This window comes from Waterburya agarophytonicola KI4, from assembly GCF_020640915.1.
Lineage (GTDB): Bacteria > Cyanobacteriota > Cyanobacteriia > Cyanobacteriales > Xenococcaceae > Waterburya > Waterburya agarophytonicola.
In genome coordinates, this window is sequence record NZ_JADWDC010000049.1 from 1 (window position 1) to 19,258 (window position 19,258).

Consider the following 19,258-nt stretch of genomic DNA (forward strand, 5'->3'; position numbering starts at 1 on the left):
TTATTCACTCACCAACAAACGAAAAGAAAGCCAGGTACAATCTACATCAATTGTACCTGGCTTTCTTTTTGTAGCAATTTTGATAAATTTATATTGACGAAGACGAATAAGTTTCATTCTTCGCTATTGTTTTTGAAAGAGTAAAAAAATATTTCATTCTGGCTGGTAAATTATGGCTTTTGCATCAGTAGTACGGGCGATAGAAAAATCCCCTTTAACAAAAGAACTACTCAAAAAATTACATAACGGTCAATCTCTATTGCTAAGTGGTATTTCTCGTTTGCCAAAAGGTATCATTAGCTCTAGTCTTGCAAAAGCCGACAACAATGATTTACTAGTAATATGTTCTACTTTAGAAGAAGCGGGACGTTGGGCTGCTCAATTAGAGGCGATGGGATGGCAAACAGTCAATTTCTATCCTACTTCTGAAGCCAGCCCTTACAGTCATTTTGACCCCGAATCAGAGATAACTTGGGGACAGCTATCGGTTATTAGTTATCAGTTATCAAATAAGAAAGACGTTCAAAAACCCAAAGCGATAGTTGCTACAGAAAGATCGCTCCAGCCTCATTTGCCACCCCCAGAGGTATTCCAGTCTTATTGTTTGACGCTAGAGAAGGGCATGGAATTAACTTCTATTCAACTAGATAAATCTTTGGCAAGGTTGGGTTACGAACGAGTATCTTTAGTGGAAATTGAAGGTCAATGGAGTAAGAGAGGGGATATTATTGATATTTTCCCTGTTTCGGCAGAATTACCCGTCAGACTTGAGTGGTTTGGGGATGAGTTAGAACAGTTAAAAGAATTCGATCCATCCAATCAAAGATCTCTGGATAAATTAGAGAAATTGTTGTTGACGCCAAGTGCTTTTAGTAGCATAATCGCCAATACTATTTTAGAAAATAGTAAGAGTATTGAAGGCTATTTGTCCGATGAAGAATTAGAAATTTTGCTAGAAGGTAATCCTCCTGAAGGGATGAGAAGGTTCTTGGGCGTGGCATTTGATAAACCTGCTTCTATTATTGATTATTTATCAGACAATACTTTAATTGCCATTGATGAATTAGAGCAGTGCCAAGTACACAGCGATCGCGGTTTAGACTTATCAGAATCTCAATGGTTTGAATACGATAATAAGTTGCCTAAAATTCACGATGAGTTTCAATCTTGTCTGCAAGCAATTGAGAAGTTTGACTGTATTTATTTATCAGAAATTGCAGAGGAAAAGGCTCGTATTGATGTGATTAATACAAATAATTTATCAGTATATAATTTGCAATCTCGCCCTATTCCCACCACTCCTCATCAGTTTGCCAAAATAGCAGGAATATTAAGAGGTAAGCGAGAAGTATATAGCGGCATGATTTTAAATCAGTATCAAACTTGGCTGGTTTCCGCGCAACCTACTCGTACGGCTTCTTTACTCCAAGAACATGATTGTCCCGTTCAATTCATTCCAAATAATAATGATTTTAGAGCAATAGAAAAGTCTCATATTCAACAAACGGCAGTAGCTTTGAAGTATTCGGGATTAGCCGAATTAGAAGGGTTTATCTTACCTACTTACCGTATTATAGTTGTTACTGATAAGGAATTCTTTGGACAGCAAACTTTAGCTACATCTGGCTATATCAGAAAGCGTCGTCGTGCTGCTTCTAAAAAAGTAGATCTAAATAAATTACGTCCTGGTGACTATGTAGTGCATAAACATCATGGTTTGGGTAAGTTTTTGAATCTGGAAACTTTAATACACCGTGAATATTTAGTAGTAAAATATGCCGACGGTACATTAAGAGTACCTGCTGATTCTTTGGATATGCTGACGCGATTTCGGCAAACAGGAAAACGTCCGCCAGAATTAAATAAAATGGCTGCTGCATCTTGGTCTAAAACGAAAACCAAGGTTAAAAAGAATATTAAGAAGCTAGCAGTAGATTTATTAAAAATATATGCTCAACGCTCAAAATTGGAAGGTTATGCCTACCCGCCCGATAATCCTTGGCAACAAGAACTAGAAGATTCTTTCCCCTATCAACCTACTCCAGATCAACTCAAAGCGACTCAAGATATTAAAATAGATTTGGAGAGCGATCGCCCGATGGATCGTTTGGTCTGCGGTGATGTTGGTTTTGGCAAAACAGAAGTAGCCATTAGAGCAATATTTAAAGTAATTACTACGGCTAATAAACAAGTAGCGTTTCTAGCACCGACAACTATTCTGACGCAGCAACACTATCACACCCTCAAAGAAAGATTTGCACCCTATCCCATCAACGTCGGCTTGCTAAATCGTTTCCGCACTCCTTCTGAAAGAAAGGAAATTATGCAAAAGCTAGTAACAGGTGAGTTAGATGTAGTTGTCGGCACGCAACAACTATTGAACAAGGATGTTAAGTTTAAAGATTTGGGAATGCTGGTGGTTGATGAGGAACAGCGTTTTGGCGTGAACCAGAAAGAGAAAATTAAAGCTTTTAAATCTCAGGTAGATGTCTTGACTCTTTCTGCTACTCCTATTCCCCGTACTCTGTATATGTCTCTGTCAGGTATTAGGGAAATGAGTCTGATTACTACTCCTCCTCCATCTCGTCGCCCTATAAAAACCCATCTTTCCCCTTATAACCCTGAAGTGATTCGTAATGCAATCCGTAACGAATTAGATCGGGGAGGACAAGTCTTTTATGTCGTTCCCAGGGTAGCGGGAATTGAAGAAATTAGCGCACAGATTAGGGAAATGATTCCCAATATTAAAATTGCGATCGCTCACGGACAAATGCCAGAATCGGAATTAGAGTCTACCATGCTAACTTTTAGTAATGGCGAAGCAGATTTATTAGTCTGCACTACTATTATTGAATCGGGTTTGGATATTCCTCGCGTCAACACCATCGTCGTGGAAGATTCTCAAAAATTTGGTTTATCTCAACTTTATCAGCTACGAGGAAGAGTCGGCAGAGCGGGTACTCAAGCCCACGCTTGGTTGCTATATCCCAGCAAGCATACTTTATCAGAAACCGCCCGCAAACGACTCCGCGCCTTACAAGAGTTTAGTCAATTAGGTTCGGGCTATCAATTAGCTACGCGAGATATGGAAATACGCGGGGTGGGTAGCTTATTGGGTGCAGAACAATCTGGACAAATAACAAATGTCGGCTTCGATCTTTACATGGAGATGTTGCAAGAAGCCATTCACGAGATTCAAGGACAAGAAATACCCAAAGTGGAAGATACTCAGGTAGATCTGAAACTTACTTCCTTTATCCCCGAAAAGTATATTGCCGATCCCGAACAAAAAATGGATGCTTACCGCGCTGTGGCGACTGCAACCTCCAAAAAAGAACTGGTACAAATTGCAGCGGAATGGCAAGATCGTTATGGTGCAATTCCCTCTGCAACTCAACAGCTAATACAGGTAATGGAATTGAAACAAATAGCTAAAGCGATCGGATTTTCCCGTGTCAAACCTGAAGGGAAACAAAATATTGTCTTAGAAACTCCTATGGGAGAACCTGCTTGGAATTTGTTGGCAGAAAATCTTCCCCAGCACGTGCGATCGCGTTTCGTCTATGCCTCGAAGAAAGTAGTGGTACGGGGATTAGGCGTGCTTAAGCCTCAAAGACAATTGAATGATTTAATTGACTGGTTGGGAGCGATTTATAAGGCTTTACCAGAGTTGGAGTTAGTTTGATATTTCGCGCAAAGACGCAGAGGCGCAAAGAAATTAAATCAGATTTGAGATTTTTTTTTGAAATTATTTTCATTAAGGATAAATATCAAACAGCCAAAGTAGTCGCAGTCCAAATAGTCCAACCATCCAAAAACCATAAAACTATGGTACAAGCAAACAAAATAATATACATCCAGGGTTGAGAAAGAGGACGTACATCTGTTGTATCGATGCCACTTTTTTCGGTGATGATGTTGACCATTTTATTAAACCCAGCAATACGCATGGGTAATAAATAAGCCTTTTGAGCCGTAGGAGAAGTAAAGTAATAAACTAAGCCACCTTGTCCTGTGGTGCGCATTTTTAGGTTATCGATTTCTTGCCAAGATAAAGACCAACCTTTGCGGAAAAAACCAGGCACCCATTTAGGATAAGCTACTCGTATTTTTTCGTCATCTAAAATTACTTGTTCGCTAAGAGCTGCATAAACTGCGATCGCGCCTAAAACAATTCCAATCCACAGCATCCAAGATGGTACTGGTGCATTGGTAAAATCTGCTAAAAAAGGTAACGGAACTGTTAAACCAATATAAAGAGATAACAGTGTAATACGAACGATCGGAGAAATATTAAAAATGTTCATTACTTATTACTTAACCAATTCTTCTACAGTTGATAATTGTTGAGTTACCGTTATGCAGGACTATTTTGTGCTTCAATAAAACTTTGCGTAAATTAGTACCTTTGTCGTAAAATTCTTTCCTTGTACGGTTACGGTAAGCATAGTCAGTTTGTACTTTGAGGTAAAAAAATATTTATATATTGATTATCTTTAAGTAACTTAACATTTCTTAACTTCGATGGTTGCAAAATTTGACTCCATGAATAAAAAATCACCAATTTGGATTTACGATACTACTCTCAGAGATGGCTCTCAAGGAGAAGGAATTTCTTTATCCTTGGATGATAAACTCAAGATCGCTCGTAAACTCGATCGCATGGGAATCCCCTTTATTGAAGGGGGATGGCCTGGGGCGAACCCGAAAGACGTACAATTTTTCTGGAAATTGCAAGAAGAACCCTTGCAAAACTCTGAAGTAGTGGCTTTCTGTTCCACTCGTCGCCCTAATGTTGCAGCAGCAAAAGACAAGATGCTTCAGGCTATTTTAGCTGCGGGGACTCGTTGGGTGACAATTTTTGGGAAATCTTGGGATCTTCATGTTAGCGAAACCCTCAAAACTAGTTTAGAAGAAAATTTGGCAATGATCCGCGATACGATTGAGTATTTGCAGAGTCAGGGAAGAAAAGTAATTTATGATGCCGAACATTGGTTTGACGGCTATAAGCGCAATTCTGAGTACGCTCTGATGACTTTAAAGACGGCATTGGACGCAGGGGCAGAATGGCTGGTTTTTTGCGATACTAATGGTGGTACGTTACCCCACGAAATTAGTCAGATTGTTGCCGAAACGATCGCAGCAATACCAGAACTAAAAACTAGAGATACTAGCAAAATTGGCATCCACACCCATGATGATGCGGGAACGGCAGTAGCAAATGCGATCGCAGCAGTGATGTCTGGCGCAAGTATGGTGCAGGGGACAATCAATGGCTATGGGGAAAGATGTGGAAATGCGAACCTATGTACATTGATTCCCAATCTGCAATTAAAGCTCGGTTATCAATGTTTGGGACAGGAAGAATTATCTCAATTAAGTCCTAGCAGTCGTTTGATTAGTGAAATAGTAAACCTTGCTCCCAACGATCATGCACCGTTTGTCGGGCGATCGGCATTTGCTCACAAGGCAGGAGTTCATGTTTCGGCGGTAACTAAAAATCCTTTGACCTACGAACATATTCAACCAGAATTAATCGGCAATCAAAGAAGAATTGTGATCTCCGATCAATCAGGATTGAGTAATGTTTTACATTATGCAGCCAAATTTGGCATTAATCTAAGCAAACAAGATGTCACTTGTCGTCAAATTTTAGATAAATTGAAAACTTTAGAAAATGAAGGATATCAATTTGAGGCAGCCGAGGCTAGTTTTGAATTGTTGATGCGCTCTATCCTCAAGCCCAACAAGCAGTTGTTTCACCTTCAGGGTTTTCAAGTACACTGCAATATTCATCAAGAAATAGATAACCTTGGCAGTAAAGCTTTAGCTACGATAAAGGTAGAAGTTGATGGAAAAAAAATACTAGAAGTAGCAGAAGGAAATGGGCCAGTAGCAGCCTTGGATAGTGCCTTACGTAAAGCTTTAGTTGAATTTTATCCTGAAATTGCTGACTTTCACTTGGCAGACTATAAAGTCCGAATTCTAGATGGAGGGGCAGGAACAGCAGCCAAAACCCGCGTTTTAGTGGAATCTGGCAATGGTGTAGAGAGATGGACAACCATCGGAGTATCAGCCAATATACTAGATGCTTCTTATCAAGCAGTAGTCGAAGGCATGGAATATGGTTTACTATTGCAAGCCACCAGCCAAAAAAAAGCAAGTATTATTAATTAAGAAGATTTAAACTTATATGACCGCTCTCCCCAACACAACTAAAAGTAGACTTAAAAAAATTCCCCAAGTACCTGGTGTTGTTTGGGAAGGAGATCGCCGTGCATTGGGAAGCATGGCATCCCATTTAGATCTGGGTTTGTCAGATGATGGAGAATGTATCCTCTGGGTAGATGGCTCTGAAGGTGCAGTTCTGGCAATGGATGTGGTTGGTGAAGATATGGGCATTGAAGCTGTCGTCAGGACGTTATTGCGGGCTATTGAATCCCCTCATCACCCAGGACAACCTCATCGCCCTCAGAAGATTGTGGTGCGCGATCGCGAAATTCAATTCTTTCTACGGGGAGCATTACAAGGTTTAGAGATTAATATTGAATATTCTCCTCAGCTACCCCTGATAGATCGCTTATTTGAGAGTTTTGGCGAGGTTGATGGAGACGAGGTGTCTGCTTTACCAAGCATTTATCAAGATGGGATTAAAGACGTTGCTAGTAAGATTTGGGATAATGCTCCTTGGGAATTACTAGCTGATAGCGATATTTTGCGCGTTGAATTAAAAAACTGCCAAATAGATGAAGTCTATCTCTGCATTATGGGTATGATGTCGGCAGAATTTGGCGTACTACTTTATCGTTCTTTAGATTCTCTCAAACAATTTCGGGCTGCTGCACTGGGAGAAAATCAATCTCCCGCAGAATTAGAGAAAGCTTTTTTGGCTCAAGATTGTTGGTTTCTTAATTATGAAGAGGCAGATCCAGAATCAAAATGGATCGCAGCAGAAGAAGTCGAACCTTTTTTTGGCAGTCTACATCCTTTTGAGGGAATGCGACCTTTTTTAGATGAAGAAGAAGCCAAAATTATTTATGCAGTATTGGAAACTCTATTACGTTTTTGCGATCGCCATCGTCCTACTTTAGCTCAAGAACCAATTGATGCTATTTCTAAATCATATCGCATTAATCTTCCTCAAACGGATACCAAAAAGCAGACTATTGCTACCAAGATTTCTACTTTACCAGAACTGACAGAAGAACTTTTAGAACTTGGTATAAGCGATTATCCAGATTATTTTGATGAAGAGATAGACACTTCCGTTCGAGAAGATTTTGTTCCTGATGGTTCTTTAATTACTTTGACTAGTTTGTCCCTAGAAGTAGTCAAAGTACTCAAGCAGCAGCGCAAAACTTATCATCAATCTTTGGATATTAGTCCAAAAGGAAAAAAACTACCCACAATTTTCATCCAAACTACTCGTCCAAAAGCTAAACACTTAATTAATAGAATTAAAGATGCAGGAGGATTAAAATCTGTTTGTTTCAATCTGGGACAAAATTCTTTTAGTGGAGACTCTTTTCATTTGGGGATGTTGCAAACAGGTGATGATGAATTACACATATTTGCTGAATATTCTCAAGAAGTTGTAGAACACATGGAAATAGTAGAAGAATGGCAACATAGTTGCCAGAAAACTAAAGGATATTGCCTTCTGGTAATTGCCATGGGAGCAACAGGAAACAATCGCGGAAATCCTCAATTGAAAGATATGTTGGCTTTGTATGAAGTTAAATCGATTGATGGCGCTGATATAGGTATGGGGGTTCTGGAGTTAATGCCTAACTTTGAAAGATAGCCATCAAATATAACTTTTTTGTAATAAAATTTATTACAACTTAGTATCAATGGAAGGTTCTATTTATCAGTGTTGGGAATGTAATTAGCCTCCGACCAAATTCCATTAATTTCATCTGCTTGATGCTGGGCATTAAATCGTTCCCAAACAATACCGTTAACATCGGTATCCTGACTAAACTCATTAGCAGATTTATCTTCCCAGCCGAGATGTCTTAGTTCTCCAGGTTTACAAGAGTCATCTTGTCTGACAGATAGGTTAAGCGTTTCAGTACGCCAAAGGGCATATTCACCAGAAATAAACGAACAAGGCGGCATACCCAAGCGAACAGTGTAATCTTCAATTGTGGCTTCGATTTTGTCAGTTGCGATCGCTATATGTAATTTATTCGTCATAGTTAAAATTTTCAGCTCGTTGTTCATTGTTCATTGTTCATTGTCCATTGTTCATACAGGTCGGGACGGCGATCGTGAGTACGCTTAACCTGTTCTTTTTTGCGCCATTCGTCAATTAACTTATGATTCCCATTACGCAATACTTCTGGCACTGACCAACCTCTAAATTCTGCGGGGCGAGTATATTGAGGATAGTCTAATAATTCCGTTTCAAAACTTTCTTGCTTAAGAGATTCAATCTTACCCACTGTTCCTGGTAAAAGTCTAGTGACACCATTTATCAAAGCAAGAGCAGGAATCTCTCCACAAGTTAAAACAAAATCCCCCAGAGAAATCTCTTTCGTGACTAAATGCTGTCGTATTCTTTCGTCTACCCCCTCATAATGACCGCAAATAATTACTAACTGTTGATAATTAGTCGCCAAATCTTTAAGTAAAGGTTGATTTAAAGGCTCTCCTTGAGGAGTTACCAAAATAATTTCTCTTTTTGGTAACACAGGTAGAGACTCTACCGCAGCAAAAATCGGCTCTGGCTTGAGTAACATTCCTACACCTCCGCCATAAGTAATGTCATCTACCTTGCGGTGCTTGTCAGTAGTAAACCCGCGGGGGTTTAATAAATTTACTGTCGCAATTTCCTTGGCGATCGCTTTACCAAGTAAACTGCAATTGAGAGGAGAGGTAAAAAAGTCAGGGAAAAGAGTGATAATATCAAAACGCACGATAATAAACTCAAATAAAATTAAAAGGTTAAATATTAGCAAGATTGACCTTTAGGAGTTTAGGTAGTTTTTGACACAACAGTCAACTACCAGTATCGCTAAGATCGGCATTGGGGAAGATACCGATCTCCTGTTCGTCACGTCAAATTATGATAAATACCGAAGTCAAACACCAAACTAGAGAATCTGCAACCTTGACCAAAAACGCCATTTTAGTTATAGGAGGTGCCGAAGACAAAGTACACGGCAAAGAAATCCTTCAAACATTTTTTAATCGCTCTAAAAGTTCTGATGCCATCATTGGTATTGTACCCTGTGCTTCAAGAGAACCAAGCTTAATCGGAGAACGCTACCATCGCATTTTTAGTGATATGGGAGCCAAAGAAATTAAAGTACTAGACGTGCGCGATCGCTCTGGGGCAAACGATTCTGCTTATCTCGATTTTGTAGAAAATTGCACGGGAATTTTTCTGACTGGTGGCGACCAACTTCGTTTGTGTGGTTTGTTGGCAGATACAATCCTCATGAATCGTATTATCGAAAGAGCGCAAAAAAGAGAAATGAGCCTCGCGGGTACTAGTGCGGGTGCTGCGGTAATGGGACATCATATGATCTCTGGAGGGAGCAGTGCGGAATCTCCCAATCGTGCTTTAGTAGATATGGCGATAGGTTTGGGAATAATTCCTGAAGTTTTAGTAGATCAACATTTTTATAATCGCAATCGTCTAGCTCGCCTATTGAGCGCTGTTTCTGGACATCCAGAACTGTTGGGAATTGGAATTGATGAAGACACCTGTGCTATGTTTGAAAGCGACGGCATTATGGAAGTGATTGGCAAGGGTACTGTAACTATTGTCAATGCCCGCAACATGACTTATAGCAATGCCAAAGAGGCTAAAGGAAACGAACCCTTAAGTATGCACAACTTGAAGTTACATATCTTAGGATATGGCGATCGCTATGATTTGGAGCAGAATCAACCCTATGGTTGATAGATACACCTGAACTGATTCTAAATAATGGAATAAAAATTGTCTCACACCTGATAAATGTTCGTGGAGAACAGTTTAAGGGCAGACAAAAACGAGATGATATTCTAATTGTCTAACTATTTTTGGTATCGCCAAAACCTGAGAAAAGCAAACCATAATGAGAATTCTGAAAACTCAAACCTTGCGTGGCCCTAACTATTGGAGCATTCGACGCAACAAACTAATTTTGATGCTGTTAGATTTGGAAGAGTTAACCGAAAAGCCATCTAATGAGTTGGCTGGATTTTATGATGGTTTAGCACAAGTCTTACCTAGCTTAATTGAGCACCAGTGTTCTCGCGGTTATCGCGGAGGCTTTTTAGAGCGAGTCAAAGAAGGTACTCTGATGGGGCATATCGTCGAACACGTAGCCCTGGAATTACAAGAATTAGCAGGGATGCCTGTCGGTTTTGGAAGAACCAGAGAAACGTCAACCCCAGGGGTGTTTAACGTTGTTTTTGAGTATGTAGAAGAACAAGCAGGACGCTATGCAGGCAGAGCAGCAGTTAGACTCTGTAAGTCTGTTGTCGAGACGGGAACTTATCCTGCTAGAGAATTAGAGCAGGATTTAACAGATTTAAAAGAACTATGTGCTAATACCGCTTTAGGTCCTTCGACAGAAACCATTATCAAAGAAGCAGAAGCACGCAAAATACCTTGGATGTGGTTGAGCGCGCGGGCAATGCTACAACTAGGTCATGGAGCGAATCAGAAACGGATTCAGGCTACTTTGAGCAACAATACCAGCATTTTGGCGGTAGAACTAGCCTGTGATAAAGAAGGTACAAAAACTATCTTAGAAAATGCAGGAGTTCCCGTCCCTCAGGGTACGGTAATTGAATATTTAGATGATTTAGAACAGGCGATCGCTGATATTGGCGGTTATCCCATTGTGATTAAACCTCTAGATGGCAATCACGGTCGAGGTATTACGATTAACATTAACGATCCTTCCGAAGCCGAAACAGCCTATGATCTGGCAAGCAAATCCTCAAAATCGCGATCGGTGATTGTCGAACGATATTATCAAGGCAACGACCATCGAGTTTTAGTTATAGATAACAAAGTTGTAGCAGTAGCAGAAAGAGTTCCCGCCCATGTTACTGGGGACGGTCAATCTACTGTTAAAGAGCTAATTGAAATTACCAACCAAGACCCCAAGCGAGGGGATGGACATGACAATGTTCTGACAAAAATTACCATCGATCCCACTTCTAAGGCAGTTTTAGCTAAACAAGGTTACGATCTCGGTTCAATTTTACCCTTGGGTACAGTAGCCTATCTTCGAGCTACAGCTAATCTCAGCACTGGCGGTGTCGCGATCGATCGCACCGATGAAATTCATCCCGAAAACCTCTGGTTAGCTCAAAGGGTCGCCAAAGTTATTGGTTTAGACATTGCAGGAATTGATATTGTCACTTCCGACATCAGCAAGCCCCTAAGAGAAACCAAGGGAGTAATCGTAGAAGTTAATGCCGCTCCTGGTTTTAGAATGCATGCAGCCCCTAGCGAAGGCTTGCCCCGTAATGTGGGGGCATCAGTATTAGAAATGCTCTTTCCTAATAATGCCCCTAGTAGCATTCCAATCGTCGCAATTACGGGAACAAACGGTAAAACTACAACAACTCGTCTAACTGCTCATATCTATCGTCAAACGGGTAAGATCGTCGGTTTCACAGCCACCGATGGTATCTATATTCAAGAATATTTAGTGGAAAAAGGCGATAATACTGGTCCTTATAGTGCGGGAGCTATTCTCAGAGATCCCACAGTGGAAGTAGCAGTATTGGAAACTGCCAGGGGCGGTATCTTGCGATCGGGCTTGGCTTTTGATAGTTGCGACATTGGGGTGGTGTTAAATGTTGCTGCGGATCATTTGGGTTTGGGGGGAATTGATACCATCGAACAAATGGCGAGACTCAAAGGAGTAATTGCCGAAACAGTTAAGCCCGGTGGTTACGCAATTCTCAATGCTGACGATCCTTTGGTAGCAGCGATGGCAGCAAAAGTTAGCTGTAAAGTAGCATATTTTTCGATGAATCCTGATAATCCAATCGTTTCCGAGCATATTCGTCGTAACGGTTTAGCAGCAATTTATGAAAATGGCTACCTTTCAATTTTGGAAGGAAAATGGACTCTACGCATCGAAAAAGCCGTAAATATTCCCATGACTATGAGAGGGATGGCTCCCTTTATGATTGCCAATGCCCTCGCTAGTTGTTTGGCGACATTTGCTCAGGGAGTCGATATCGAGGAGATTCGTCGAGGTTTACGTACTTTTGAAGTCTCTTCCGAACAAATCCCTGGTCGCATGAATCTCTTCGATCTAGGTGAATATCATGCCCTGGTAGATTATGCTCACAACCCTCATGGATATTTAGCAGTGGGAGATTTTGTGAAAAACTGGCAGGGTAATAGAATTGGTGTCGTTGGCGGGCCAGGCGATCGCCGAGATGAAGATTTGATTTTATTGGGTAATATTTCTGCTCGAATATTTGACAGCATTCTAATTAAAGAGGATGAAGATTCTAGAGGCAGGAAGCCTGGAGAGGTTGCTGACTTGATTAGTAAAGGGATTTGTCAAGAAAATCCTAATATAAACTATGAAATTATTCTTGACGAAACTGAAGCTATAAATACAGCTTTGGATCGAGCCAAAAATAATAACTTAGTAGTAGTTTTTCCAGATAAAATCGCTCAGGCGATTAAATTAATCAAGCAGCGGTTAAATTAGCCTTGGTCTTGCCATTGGTTATAAGGATATTTGATTAAACTAGAATTGAAGTACTTTTTGTCATTTACTTCTCGTTCTATCCAACTGGGAATATCTATGTTTTGAGTTTCATTTTCTAGTTCAACTTCTGCGATAATTAATCCTTGATTTTCCCCAAAAAATTCATCTACTTCCCAAATCAGACCGCCATAATTTACTTGGTATCTAACTTTTTCAATAATCGGTCGGAGACACAAATTTTCTAATATTTGTTGTCCATCTTCTAAAGGAATAGGATATTCAAATTCAGCGCGAGTATGTCCTGTTGTTTTACTTTTAATTGTGAGATAGCTGTGTTCTCCAATTATTCTGATTCTGACAGTAGTTTCATTACTAGTAGGTAGATAGCCCTGGTAATACTTAATTCCCAGAGCTAGAACATTTTGGTTTAATTTTTCTTTGTGCGATCGCCATTCTGCTTTTTTAACTAAATATTTACGTTCTATTTCTATACCCATTAATTTGTTGGTCAGGATTTTAAAAAGAAACTAACGTTATCTTAATATAGTTTGATTGAGGTACAAAAAGAGGGCTAAAAATTGAAAAAAGTTGAAGCAATTATTCATTCCCACAAACTAGATGATGTCAAATCCAGTCTGATATCCGTTGGCGTAATTGGGATGACGATATCAGAAGTTAAAGGCTACGGACACAAAAAAGGTGCGACGACTCGTTATCGAGGGACAGAATATCGCGTAGAGTTCTCTAGCAAAATAAAAATAGAAGCTATTGTTGAAGAAGAAATGACAGATTTAGTAGTCAAACAAATATCTCTTGCTGGACGCACGGGAGAAATTGGGGATGGTAAAATTTTTGTCTCTGGAGTAAATCGTATAGTTAGAATTAGAACACAAGAAACTGATATTGCAGCGATTTAAACTATAAGTAATCGCAACTTAAATAACTATTAAAATAGTCTTAACTTATAACTCATAAGCTAGCACCTGTATCTAGGGAGTAAGCTTTGTGTTTTTAATCAAAATTATTTTTGTCGCAGTTTCGATGCTGCTAGTTGGCGATTTCTTATCTACTTTTTTTTATCACGTTCCAGAACACGTTTTCGGTAAATTCCATACCATTGTTCACCATGGCAAAAATCGTAGTTTTATCCATTATGCTGTTCTGAGCAGAAATCCTTTAGTAATTCTAGATGGTTTTTTAGGGGCTTTACCATACTTTATTTTTGTACCTTGGGCATGGCAAGTATCCCCAACTGGCACAATAATTGCCTTAGTTCTGGGCAAACTGCACGTAATTTGGCGACACGTTTCTATTCTTGATTGGCAAACCCCTAAAGGGATCGCTTTGTGTTGTGGTTGGTTTTTTATCGTTACTCCTGAAAGACATTGGCAGCACCATCAAAATTCCCAGATGGCGTTTGGAGATATCTTTACTTTTTATCATCCTCCTGCGATCGCTTGGAGGCGATTTTTAATTACGGTCAAGAAAAAATATCAAAAAACCCTCAATATATCCAAAGCTTAACCCTTTCGTCACGTTTTGTTTACTTTACTTATTTAAAGTAAAGGTTAATATGGTCACGTTGCTTAACAACTCCTCAAATTATGCTATTGAGTCCAAAACTGAACTCCAACTTAGATCTAAGAAGAAAAGAACGAGAAATACCTTTACAACAATTTGAAAAAGGGGATGAGATGGTTGTCTTAGATTCAGGTATCTGGCAGGTTTATCGAGGTGTAGTACAGTTAAGCAAAGTACAACACAATGGAAGTGAAACGATTGTTGGATGGGTAGCAGCAAACGGTACTTTTGGCGACTGCTTGGGTGCTACAGAAGATTTACATCGGGCAGTAGCTTTGTCCGATGTTTACGCCCGAAGCTATTGTTTGCAAGATGTAATTCGATATCCTCTACTGGCAAGACAATTTTTAGCTCAGTTTAGCGATCGCCTAATTAAGTCAGAGCAGTTACTTTCAATTGTTGCAGTCAAGAGAGTTGAAGATCGTTTGAGACAGTTGCTTTTGATGCTCAAACAAGAAATCGGACAACCTGTAGAAGATGGGGTGAGATTGCAGGTACGTTTTACCCATCAGCAGTTAGCAGCAGCAATCTGTACTACTAGGGTGACAATTACCCGTATTATGGGAGATTTACAGCATCAAAATTTAATTTATCTAGATAGAGATCGCCACATTATCTGCAAAAACCTATAAAAGTCAAAAAATTTACAATTTATTTATCTATTAGGAGGGTTAATATTTCAAAAAAGTTCACGAAAATTTTACACAATAGAAAGACGCCCCACATACTTTCTTTATATTCAATTGGTACATTATAAATAAGCCAAGTAACTTTAAGTCGGGATAGCAAAGTAAAGCGGATTGATTAGATTCTTTTGTTTTGCTACTTCCCTTTTATCTCTTTAAATCACAACCAATATTTCATTTATGGATACTGCTTCCCGTATAGCTATACGGGAAGCAGTATCCCCTTAAATTTTCGGTTGCCATTTGCCACTGTACCATCGCAGCAAAACTCGGGCTAATTGGCTAGAACTATGACGGACGCGACCCCTTACTTCATCTTCTTCCATAACATTAGCCATAACTATGCGACGGTTGAGTTTAGCAATTTCTTGTCTGTCTAAATGAACGGGATGGGAATTTTCTAAAGCATATTTTTCTAAAGATAGAGTGGTTGGAGGCTTGCGGTGGACTAAAACAGCATCAAACAATTTCTGTTTGCCAATGCGGTCTATTTCTCGAATATGATCGGCCACACTGTAACCTTCAGTTTCTCCTGGTTGGGTCATAATATTACAAACATAAATGCGCGGAACATCCGCTTTGGCGATCGCATTTCTAATTTCAGGAACTAAAAGATTGGGAATAATACTCGTGTAAAGACTCCCTGGACCAATAATGATATATTCTGCTTCTTGAATTGCTTTGACCGCTGCGGGTAATGCAGGAGGATTGGCGGGCATACAGCCAATATTTTTTATTTTGCCTCCCGCTTGAGGAATATTGGATTCTCCTTCAATTAGTCTGCCATCTTCCATTTCTGCCCACAAACTAACATCGCTAAGGGTTGCAGGCAGAACTTTTCCGCTAATCGCCAAAACCTTGGAACTGGCCATCACAGCTTGTTCCAAATCCCCAGTAATTTCGCTCATGACAGTGAGAAATAGATTACCAAAGCTATGTCCGATCAAACCAGTACCAGCTTCAAAACGATACTGAAATAATTCGGTGAGTAATTCTTCTTCATCTGCAAGGGCTGCAAGGCAGTTGCGAATATCTCCAGGGGGTAATACTCCTAATTCTTCTCTCAACCTTCCTGAAGACCCGCCATCATCGGCTACGGTAACGATCGCGGTAATGTTGCTACTATATTCTTTTAAACCCCGCAAAAGAGTAGAAAGACCAGTTCCACCCCCTACCACCACAATTTTTGTACCGCGATTGAGACGACGGCGATCTAGCAGCATATCTACTAGTTGTTTATCTTTATCAACTCCCAGCACATCTGTAATTGAATCTACAGTACGAGATTGTCCCCAAAATATCAGGAAAACTCCTGCAATTAGTACTACAGGCCCTGAAATGTAGCTGGGTAAAACAGTAGTTAAAAATTCTAAAAATTCAGAAATCCAAGACAGCAAGCGGTAAATTGGCGTAAGTTTACTCCAGATAGCTGTCCCCATAACTGCCATGAAAAAACCACTGGCACTTAATAACAGCCAGCGTTTAATAAATAGTCCAGGGGAAAGCCACTTGAAAAATCTATTGCGACTACGAATATTCTTTTTAGAAGATAAAGATGAATTTTTCATCTTGGTTCAAAAATGTTTGCTGTGTACCAAAACCAAAACCTTTATGATTAACATAAACCATTAAGCACAAAACGACTCTACAAATTGCCATAACTGTTAATTCACTTCATGGAAAAGATTTAGCAACAGACACTATGTATTTTGCCAGGAATGGAAATTAAAATTTTAGGATTAGACCCAGGCATTGCCATTGTGGGATTTGGCACGATTATTTGCGATCGCCCTCAAGACATTTCGGCTAACAAAATAAATTCAATTGGGTTAGAAGATTTTGGAGTAATTAGAACAAAAGCGAAAACTCCTTTAGGAGATCGCTTGAATATTATCTATGATGACTTGCATATCCTGATAGACGAAATAAAACCAGATTTGGTGGCGGTCGAAAAATTGTTTTTTTATCGTATGAGTAATATTATTAATGTGGCTCAAGCAAGAGGGGTATTAATGCTAGTTTTGGGTCAAGAGAAGTTGCCCTACGTCGAATTTACCCCACCAGAAATTAAGAAAGCCCTGACAGGTCATGGAAACGCGCCCAAAATAGAAGTTCAAGAAGCGGTAGCTAAAGAATTGTCTTTAGACTTTATACCTCGCCCCGATGATGCTGCCGATGCCCTCGCGATCGCAATTACGGCATTTTTTAATTATTAATTATTTCAGCAAAAATCAAATGTCGAACCTAAATTTTTGGTGGTTTGTTCTTCTTTGTATCAGTATTGTGGGGCTATTCCTCAGTCTGTGGATTGTTATTCCCGCCCCTACTTTCTTGTTATTGACTTTTGGTGTGGGTGCGCCAGAATTAAGCCCTTGGTTGATTGCAATAAATGCGATCGCTTTATTTTTTTCAATTACAATACCAAAAAGCTGGCTAGCTAATTTGATTTTGGTTTGTAGTTTAATTGCTTTAATTTTAAGTTGTTTGCCACTGTTGCAATTATCTGCTGCCGATCGAAGATTTTCAGCGGAGATGGAGAGAGTATTGGGAACAGATTATTTAACTAAAATTCCCCAAGACTTACAACAACAAATGCGTCCCGTTCCATTTGCGATCGCAGATATCTTTAAAGGTATTTCTATTCCAGAGGTTCGGATCGATCGCGGTATTGTTTTTGCCAGTCCCGACAATGTAGATCTAAAATTAAATCTCTATCGACCAATAGCTTCGGGTATAAACCCCACTCTAATTATTATTTATGGTGGCGCGTGGCGATCTGGTTCTCCCAATGACTACGCCAATTTTAGTTCTTATATTGCAGCCCAAGGCTATTCGGTAATTAATCTTGATTATCGTCACGCACCCCAGTATAAGTTTCCCCTACAGCTTGAAGATGTGAATACTGCTTTGCAATACATTCAAGATAATGCAGCAGATTTATCAGTAGATTTTGATAAAATCTCGATTATGGGCAGATCTGCGGGGGGACATTTAGCTACTCTGGCTGCATATCAACCAGATCCGATTATTCAGTTTCGTTCGGTAGTTAGTTATTATAGCCCTGTAAATCTTACTGAAGGATACTACGATCCCCCCGTTCCCAATCCAATTAATACTAAAGATGTCTTAAGAAATTTTTTAGGAGGAACTCCTGAAGAATTCCCCGAACTCTATCGCCTAGCTTCTCCCATTAATTATCCTCGACCTAATTTAGCCCCGACTTTGCTAATTTATGGTCAAAGAGATCATCTAGTTCAGCCTAAATTCGGACGACAACTATACGATAAATTACTCGCAACAGATAATCCTGCCATTTTACTCGACATTTCTTGGGCGGAACACGCTTTTGATGTTGTTTTTTTTGGGGTTAGCAATCAACTCGCTTTATATTACACAGAGCGTTTTTTGGCGTTTACTTTGAAATAAAGATGAAGTGCGATCGCGAATAGTTAATTATTTTTGGGGATCGGATATACTCGATCTTTAATACAATGAGCGATAATTGTGTATGATTGTTGCTAAATATAAATTTTTATATAGAATATTTCTATAGTATTCGGTTTATGCAAGCTATCCTTTCTCCGAATTCCACCTTTACTACTAATAACGATCGCGTTTTTCAAGAAAAATTAAAACTACGTCAGCCATTAAGAGTAATTGCTTTAGGCGACAGTCTAATCTACGGTTATGGGGATTATGTTGGCGGAGGTTGGGTAGAGAGGTTACGTCGTCAGTGGATGTCTCCTGATGGAGCTGGTCATGTATTGTATAACTTAGGGGTAAGAGGCGATCGCACTGCTCAAGTCGCTCAACGTTTAGAAGAAGAGTTTAACCGTCGTGGAGAACTCAGAAATCGCGTTCCAGATTTAATTTTGCTGTCTGTTGGGGTCAATGATTCCGCTAGGATAGGCAAGGTTGAGGGCAAGCTTTTAAGCGATTTTGATGAATTTAAGCAACAGATAAATCATTTGCTAGATGTGGCGCAGAATCTTTGTCCAGTATTATTTATTGGTATGACTCCCGTTGATGAGACTAAGATGCCTTTTCTCGATTGTCTTTATTACAATCACTTCGATCAATATCGTTATAAAGAAGCCACTTTACAAGCTTGTCAGCAAAGAGATATTCCCTATTTAGATATTTTCGATCTTTGGTTGTCTAGAGGAACGAGTTGGATTAATACCCAGTTAGGCAAAGATGGTTTACATCCCAATGTATCGGGCTATCAAACTTTGTTTTCTGATATTATGGCGTGGCAATTAAATTACTGATATCGGCGATCGCTAATTTATTCAGGATTTATCT

The 19,258-nt window shown here is 39.6% G+C and carries 16 protein-coding genes; 11 read left to right on the forward strand and 5 right to left on the reverse strand.

The features are described from left to right. Positions 1-172 precede the first annotated feature (172 nt). Positions 173-3,685 carry a transcription-repair coupling factor gene (gene mfd, locus I4641_RS16735; RefSeq protein WP_229641723.1) on the forward strand — a complete coding sequence of 1,171 codons (3,513 nt, stop codon included), beginning with the start codon at positions 173-175 and terminating at the stop codon, positions 3,683-3,685. Between the two features lie 85 nt (positions 3,686-3,770). Here the strand turns inward: mfd and I4641_RS16740 are convergent, their stop codons facing one another. Then, a complete protein-coding gene (locus I4641_RS16740) occupies positions 3,771-4,307 on the reverse strand; it encodes a hypothetical protein (RefSeq protein WP_229641724.1) in 537 nt (178 codons plus the stop codon). 238 nt (positions 4,308-4,545) lie between these two features. Between I4641_RS16740 and cimA the strand changes: the two genes are divergently transcribed. Further along, positions 4,546-6,177 (forward strand): citramalate synthase, encoded by a 1,632-nt coding sequence (gene cimA, locus I4641_RS16745; protein ID WP_229641725.1) that lies wholly within the window; start codon positions 4,546-4,548, stop codon positions 6,175-6,177. A gap of 16 nt (positions 6,178-6,193) precedes the next feature. Beyond that, on the forward strand, positions 6,194-7,804 hold the full coding sequence (locus I4641_RS16750) for a DUF6930 domain-containing protein (protein WP_229641726.1): 1,611 nt from the start codon (positions 6,194-6,196) through the stop codon (positions 7,802-7,804). A gap of 59 nt (positions 7,805-7,863) precedes the next feature. On the opposite strand, the gene I4641_RS16755 is transcribed toward I4641_RS16750, so the two are convergent. Both I4641_RS16755 and trmD read right to left on the reverse strand, forming a co-directional pair. Then, complete coding sequence (locus I4641_RS16755) at positions 7,864-8,226, reverse strand: VOC family protein (RefSeq protein ID WP_229641727.1); 363 nt, start codon at positions 8,224-8,226, stop codon at positions 7,864-7,866. After that, positions 8,223-8,921 carry a tRNA (guanosine(37)-N1)-methyltransferase TrmD gene (gene trmD, locus I4641_RS16760; RefSeq protein WP_229641728.1) on the reverse strand — a complete coding sequence of 233 codons (699 nt, stop codon included), beginning with the start codon at positions 8,919-8,921 and terminating at the stop codon, positions 8,223-8,225. The genes I4641_RS16755 and trmD overlap by 4 nt, the downstream gene beginning before the upstream one ends. A gap of 149 nt (positions 8,922-9,070) precedes the next feature. Here trmD and I4641_RS16765 point away from each other — a divergent pair, with 149 nt between their 5' ends. Both I4641_RS16765 and cphA read left to right on the forward strand, forming a co-directional pair. Further along, positions 9,071-9,913, forward strand: a complete 843-nt coding sequence (locus I4641_RS16765) for a cyanophycinase (protein WP_229641729.1) — start codon at positions 9,071-9,073, stop codon at positions 9,911-9,913. A 157-nt stretch (positions 9,914-10,070) separates the two neighbouring features. Continuing rightward, positions 10,071-12,686, forward strand: coding sequence for a cyanophycin synthetase (cphA, locus tag I4641_RS16770; RefSeq protein ID WP_229641730.1), 2,616 nt, complete (start codon positions 10,071-10,073; stop codon positions 12,684-12,686). Here the strand turns inward: cphA and I4641_RS16775 are convergent. Then, positions 12,683-13,183, reverse strand: a complete 501-nt coding sequence (locus tag I4641_RS16775) for a CYTH domain-containing protein (RefSeq protein ID WP_229641731.1) — start codon at positions 13,181-13,183, stop codon at positions 12,683-12,685. The genes cphA and I4641_RS16775 overlap by 4 nt on opposite strands. Before the next feature lie 81 nt (positions 13,184-13,264). Here I4641_RS16775 and I4641_RS16780 point away from each other — a divergent pair, with 81 nt between their 5' ends. The 3 genes from I4641_RS16780 to I4641_RS16790 all read left to right on the forward strand — a co-directional run bounded on the left by I4641_RS16780 (position 13,265) and on the right by I4641_RS16790 (position 14,899). Then, positions 13,265-13,603, forward strand: coding sequence for a P-II family nitrogen regulator (locus tag I4641_RS16780; RefSeq protein WP_229641732.1), 339 nt, complete (start codon positions 13,265-13,267; stop codon positions 13,601-13,603). Positions 13,604-13,691: 88 nt separating this feature from the next. Continuing rightward, a complete protein-coding gene (locus I4641_RS16785; protein ID WP_229641733.1) occupies positions 13,692-14,210 on the forward strand; it encodes a sterol desaturase in 519 nt (172 codons plus the stop codon). 80 nt (positions 14,211-14,290) lie between these two features. Then, complete coding sequence (locus tag I4641_RS16790; RefSeq protein ID WP_229641734.1) at positions 14,291-14,899, forward strand: Crp/Fnr family transcriptional regulator; 609 nt, start codon at positions 14,291-14,293, stop codon at positions 14,897-14,899. 278 nt (positions 14,900-15,177) lie between these two features. Here I4641_RS16790 and I4641_RS16795 read toward each other — a convergent pair whose 3' ends face one another. After that, positions 15,178-16,521, reverse strand: a complete 1,344-nt coding sequence (locus tag I4641_RS16795; RefSeq protein ID WP_229641735.1) for a gluconeogenesis factor YvcK family protein — start codon at positions 16,519-16,521, stop codon at positions 15,178-15,180. 150 nt (positions 16,522-16,671) lie between these two features. On the opposite strand from I4641_RS16795, the gene ruvC reads away from it, so the two are divergent. The 3 genes from ruvC (at position 16,672) to I4641_RS16810 (ending at position 19,224) form a co-directional block, all read left to right on the forward strand. Then, positions 16,672-17,169 (forward strand): crossover junction endodeoxyribonuclease RuvC, encoded by a 498-nt coding sequence (gene ruvC / locus I4641_RS16800; RefSeq protein ID WP_229641736.1) that lies wholly within the window; start codon positions 16,672-16,674, stop codon positions 17,167-17,169. Positions 17,170-17,188: 19 nt separating this feature from the next. Continuing rightward, positions 17,189-18,379 (forward strand): alpha/beta hydrolase, encoded by a 1,191-nt coding sequence (locus I4641_RS16805; protein WP_229641737.1) that lies wholly within the window; start codon positions 17,189-17,191, stop codon positions 18,377-18,379. 137 nt (positions 18,380-18,516) lie between these two features. Beyond that, on the forward strand, positions 18,517-19,224 hold the full coding sequence (locus tag I4641_RS16810) for a GDSL-type esterase/lipase family protein (protein WP_229641738.1): 708 nt from the start codon (positions 18,517-18,519) through the stop codon (positions 19,222-19,224). Positions 19,225-19,258: the final 34 nt, after the last annotated feature.